We start from the raw sequence: 4191 nt of genomic DNA on the forward strand, positions 1-4191 counted from the left end.
GGGCGTGGCGGAGGAGATGTATTTCCGCCTGCTGCTGCCGCTGCTGGGAACGCAGGCGTTCGGGCATCCGGTGATGGCGTTCGCGGGCGCGGCGCTGCTGTTCGGGGCGGGGCATCACTATCAGGGCTGGCGCGGGGTGGTGTCGACGACGATCACGGGCGGCGTGCTGACGATCGCCTATCTGGCGACGACGAGCTTGTTGCTGGTGATGGCGGTGCACGCGGCGGGCGACCTGATGCACCTGGTGGCGAGGCCCGCGGTGCGGCGTCGGGTGAAGCGGTGGCTTTCGCTTCGACATCTTGCCCCGTAGGATCATCGAACACATCAGGAGCCCCGCATGCGCCGCCTCATCTTCGCCGCCCTGCTCGCCGCCCCCATCGTTCTTGGCACGCCGGCGACCCTGCCGGCGCAGGCGCCGACCGCCACGCCCGCCGCGCCGTTCTCCTATCGCAAGGTGGCCGTGCCGATGCGCGATGGCGCGAAGCTCGAAACGGTGATCATGGTGCCGACCGACAAGCCGGGGCCGCTGCCTATCCTGCTTCAGCGCACGCCCTATGGCGTTCCCGCCGCCGCCTGGTCCGCCGGGCAGGTCGCGCGGTACAGGTCGCTGGTCGACGACGGCTATATCCTCGTCTTTCAGTCGATGCGCGGCCGGTTCGGTTCGGACGGGACGTTCACGCTCTCCACCGCCGTCCACCCGCATGACCCGCGCGCGACCGACGAGGCGACCGACGCCTATGACACGATCGACTGGCTGGTGAAGAACGTCCATCCCAACAACGGCCGGGTGGGCATGTGGGGCGTCAGCTATCCCGGCTTCGCGGCGGCGGTGACGCTGGTGCACCCGCATCCGGCGCTGAAGGCCGTCAGTCCGCAGGCGGCGTGGCTCGATTATTGGCAGTCGGACGACCTGCATCGCAACGGCGCGCTGCGGCTGACCTATGCGACCGACTGGGTGTCGTCGCTCCAGCTCGACAAGGCGCAGAACAAGGACTTCGTCTACCCGGTCACCGACACCTACGACTTCTTCCTCCACGAAGGATCGGCCGAGGCGATCGACCGCGATTACTTCCATGGGACGGTGCCGATGTTCACCGCGCTGCTTAACCATCCCAACCACGACGCCTTCTACACCGGCCAGCGCTGGACGGAGGCGCTGGGCCGCACGACGGTGCCGACGCTCAACGTCGCGGGCTTCTGGGACCAGGAGGACCCGTGGGGCTCGTGGCGCATCTATGAGAAGCAGGCGGCGAACGACCCGGATCACCTGGCGCAGATGGTGGCGGGGCCGTGGAACCATGGCGGCTGGCAGGGCACGGGCGACCACGTCGCCAACGGCGCGGTGCCGATCGGGACCGCCAGCGGCGACCAGTTTCGCGACGAGATCCAGGCGCCGTTCTTCCGCTATTGGCTGCACGGCGCCGGCGCGCGCCCGGACTGGCGGGTGAAGATGTTCCAGTCGGGCGCCAACCGGTGGCGGACCTATGCGAGCTGGCCGCCCGCCGGCGCCACCGCGACCGCGCTGTACCTGCGCGCCGACGGCTCGCTGACCTTCGACGCGCCCGGCGCCGGCGAGGCGTGCCGCGCCTATACGTCCGATCCCGCCAACCCCGTGCCCTATCGCGCGCGGCCGATGTCCGGCACCTATCTGTCGCCCGACTGGCGCAGCTGGGAGGCGGACGACCAGCGCTTCGTCGATCACCGGCCGGACGTGCTGTCCTACGTCTCCGCGCCGCTTCCGGCCGACCTGACCGTGACGGGCGCGCTCGCGGCGACGCTGATGGCGTCGACCAGCGGCACCGACGCCGACATGGTGGTCAAGCTGATCGACGTGCTGCCCGACAATAGCCAAGCCTATGACGGGCAGGCGGGCAAGCTGGGCGACTATGCCCGCCAGCTCAACGGCTATCAGCTGCCGGTCGCGATGGAGGTCCGGCGCGGGCGGTTCCTGGCCAGCGACACGGCGCCGGCGGCGCTGACGCCGGGCAAAATGGTCGCCTGGGACATCCCGCTGCGCGATCACGACCATGTGTTCAAGGCGGGGCACCGGATCATGGTGCAGGTGCAATCGAGCTGGTTCCCGATGATCGACCGCAATCCGCAGAGCTTCGTCCCCAACATCGCGCGCGCCCGGCCCGCCGACTACGTCAAGGCGGAGCAGCGCGTGTGCGCGGGGAGCAAGGTGGTGCTGCCCGTGCTGCGCTGACCGGATCGGCCCGCTGGCGGCGTCTTGCCCGATGAAGGGAGCGAGCGATGCGCGTGGGATGGAGCGTGATCGGGCTGGCGCTGATGGCCTCACTCGCGGCGGCGCAGAGCGGGACGGGGCTGGGCAGCTATCCCGCCCCGCCCGCGACGGAGCCGTTCCGCGAGACCGTGTTCGACCGAGCGATCGACGATCCCTACCGCTGGATGAAACGCGCCGATCGTCAGCCGGAGGTGGAACGCTGGATCGACGCGTCCAGCCGCGCGGCGCGACGGGCGGCAGCGCGGGCGGCCTGCTGGTGCCGATGGCCGTGCTCAAGCGGCCCGACCTGTTCGCCGCCGCGGTGATCGACTCGGGGATCGTCAACCCGACGCGCCTGGCGGCCGGGATCAACGGCGCTAACCAGTTCGCCGAAATGGGCGACCCCGCGACCGCCGACGGCTTCGCCGCGCTCGCCGCGCAGGACTCGACGTTGCTGCTGCCGCAGGTGGCGGGCGGGCCGGACTTCCTGTTCACCGTCGGTTTCAACGATGCCCGCGTCTCGCCCTGGATGTCGGCCAAGCTGGTGGCGGCGATGCGCGCCCATTGGGGCGCGACGCATCTCGCGCTGGTCCGCGCCGACGGGCAGGCCGGGCATGTCGCCGGCACGACGCGCGAGCAGGAGATCGAGCAGCGCGCGGACACCTTCGCCTTCCTGCTCAACCGCTTTGGTCAAATGGGGTTTGTCAAATGAGGGCGTTGCTGATCGTCGCCGCGCTGCTCGCTGCCGGGCCCGCGCCGTTGATGGTGCTCGCCGGCGACGGCGTGCGCGTCGGCGCCGCGCGCGCAACGTTCGGGCGGACGCCCAAGGCGCAGGCGACCGCGCTGGTCGCGGGCGCGTTGGGGCCGCCGGTCAAGCAGGGCAGCCATGGCGATTGCGGCGGCGCCGACATCCAGACCTATGCGACGTTTCGCGGCGGCTTCGAGCTGAGTTTCGTGCACGGGCGGCTGGTCGGCTGGACGGAGGATGGCGCGGGGCTGGCGACCGACCAGGGCGTGCGCGTCGGCCAGACGCTGGCGGCGGTGCGGCGCGCCTATCCGGACATCGATGTGGAGGACAGCGACGAGGATTCGGGCGGGCTGGGCGCGCAGTTCGGCCGCGACGGCGGGCCGGACGGCTGGCTGGCGGGCAAGCATCCGGGGCCGGCGTCCAAGGTGCTGGGGCTGTGGTCCGGGCAGACCTGCATCGCGGGGTGAGCGCCGCGCGTCAGCGGAAGGAGGGCGGGGTCGTCCGGCTCGCCCAGCGCCGGTCCGGTTCGGTGCCGAGCGTGAAGTCGAGCGTGCCGCCGGTCGCGACGAACCCGGCGGGGAGCCAGGCGCGATCGCTGGCGCGACCGTTCACCCGGAGCGCGTGGACATAGGGCGCGTCCGCCGCCGCTTGGGGGCCGCGGATGACGATGCGCCCGCCGGGCCGATCGATCGTCGCGGCGGGGAAGAGCGGGCTGCCGATCACCAGCTCGGCGCGGCCGGGATAGAGCGGGTAGAGGCCGAGCGCCGACCAGACGTACCAGGACGACATCTCGCCCAGATCGTCATTGCCCGAGATGCCCTCCGGCCGGTTCGTCCAGATCCGGCGCATCGCGGCGCGGACGGCGGCTTGCGTCTGCCAGGGCTGGCCGACGAAATTGTAGAGCCAGGGCGAGGCGATCGAGGGTTCATTGTCCAGTTCGGCGTGGAGCGGGCCGGCCTTGGTCACGGCCCAGTCGCCCGCTGGCGTCCGGAAGAAGGCGTCGAGCCGGCGCGTCGCGGCGTCGCGGCCGCCCAGCGCCGCGATCAGCCCGGCGGGGTCGAACGGCACCATCCACAGATATTGCGCGCCGCTACCCTCGACGAACTCGTCGTCGGAGGACGGGTCGAACGGCGGCCAGCTGCCGTCGGCGCGGCGCGGCTGGATGTAGCCCGATTGCGGGCGGACGAGATTACGCCACCAGCCCGATCGATCGAGGAAG

The 4191-nt window shown here is 71.2% G+C and carries 6 protein-coding genes; 5 read left to right on the forward strand and 1 reads right to left on the reverse strand.

Annotated elements, in window-relative coordinates; translation table 11 throughout:
• The 5 genes from HUU95_RS09820 to HUU95_RS09840 all read left to right on the forward strand — a co-directional run.
• Window positions 1–310 (forward strand): CPBP family intramembrane glutamic endopeptidase (locus HUU95_RS09820; RefSeq protein WP_174279950.1); only part of this gene is annotated, 310 nt, incomplete at its 5' end.
• Window positions 311–337: 27 nt separating this feature from the next.
• Complete coding sequence (locus HUU95_RS09825) at window positions 338–2206, forward strand: CocE/NonD family hydrolase (RefSeq protein WP_174279951.1); 1869 nt, start codon at window positions 338–340, stop codon at window positions 2204–2206.
• A 47-nt stretch (window positions 2207–2253) separates the two neighbouring features.
• Window positions 2254–2550 (forward strand): hypothetical protein, encoded by a 297-nt coding sequence (locus HUU95_RS09830; protein WP_174279952.1) that lies wholly within the window; start codon window positions 2254–2256, stop codon window positions 2548–2550.
• Window positions 2508–2936 (forward strand): prolyl oligopeptidase family serine peptidase, encoded by a 429-nt coding sequence (locus HUU95_RS09835; RefSeq protein ID WP_254602727.1) that lies wholly within the window; start codon window positions 2508–2510, stop codon window positions 2934–2936. Before HUU95_RS09830 ends, HUU95_RS09835 begins: the two co-directional genes overlap by 43 nt.
• Window positions 2933–3439 carry a hypothetical protein gene (locus HUU95_RS09840; RefSeq protein ID WP_174279954.1) on the forward strand — a complete coding sequence of 169 codons (507 nt, stop codon included), beginning with the start codon at window positions 2933–2935 and terminating at the stop codon, window positions 3437–3439. Before HUU95_RS09835 ends, HUU95_RS09840 begins: the two co-directional genes overlap by 4 nt.
• Before the next feature lie 10 nt (window positions 3440–3449).
• Here HUU95_RS09840 and HUU95_RS09845 read toward each other — a convergent pair.
• On the reverse strand, window positions 3450–4191 hold a 742-nt coding region (locus HUU95_RS09845; RefSeq protein WP_174279955.1), incomplete at its 5' end, for a glycoside hydrolase domain-containing protein.

It is taken from the genome of Sphingomonas bacterium (assembly GCF_903643065.1).
Taxonomy (GTDB): Bacteria; Pseudomonadota; Alphaproteobacteria; order Sphingomonadales; family Sphingomonadaceae; genus Sphingomonas.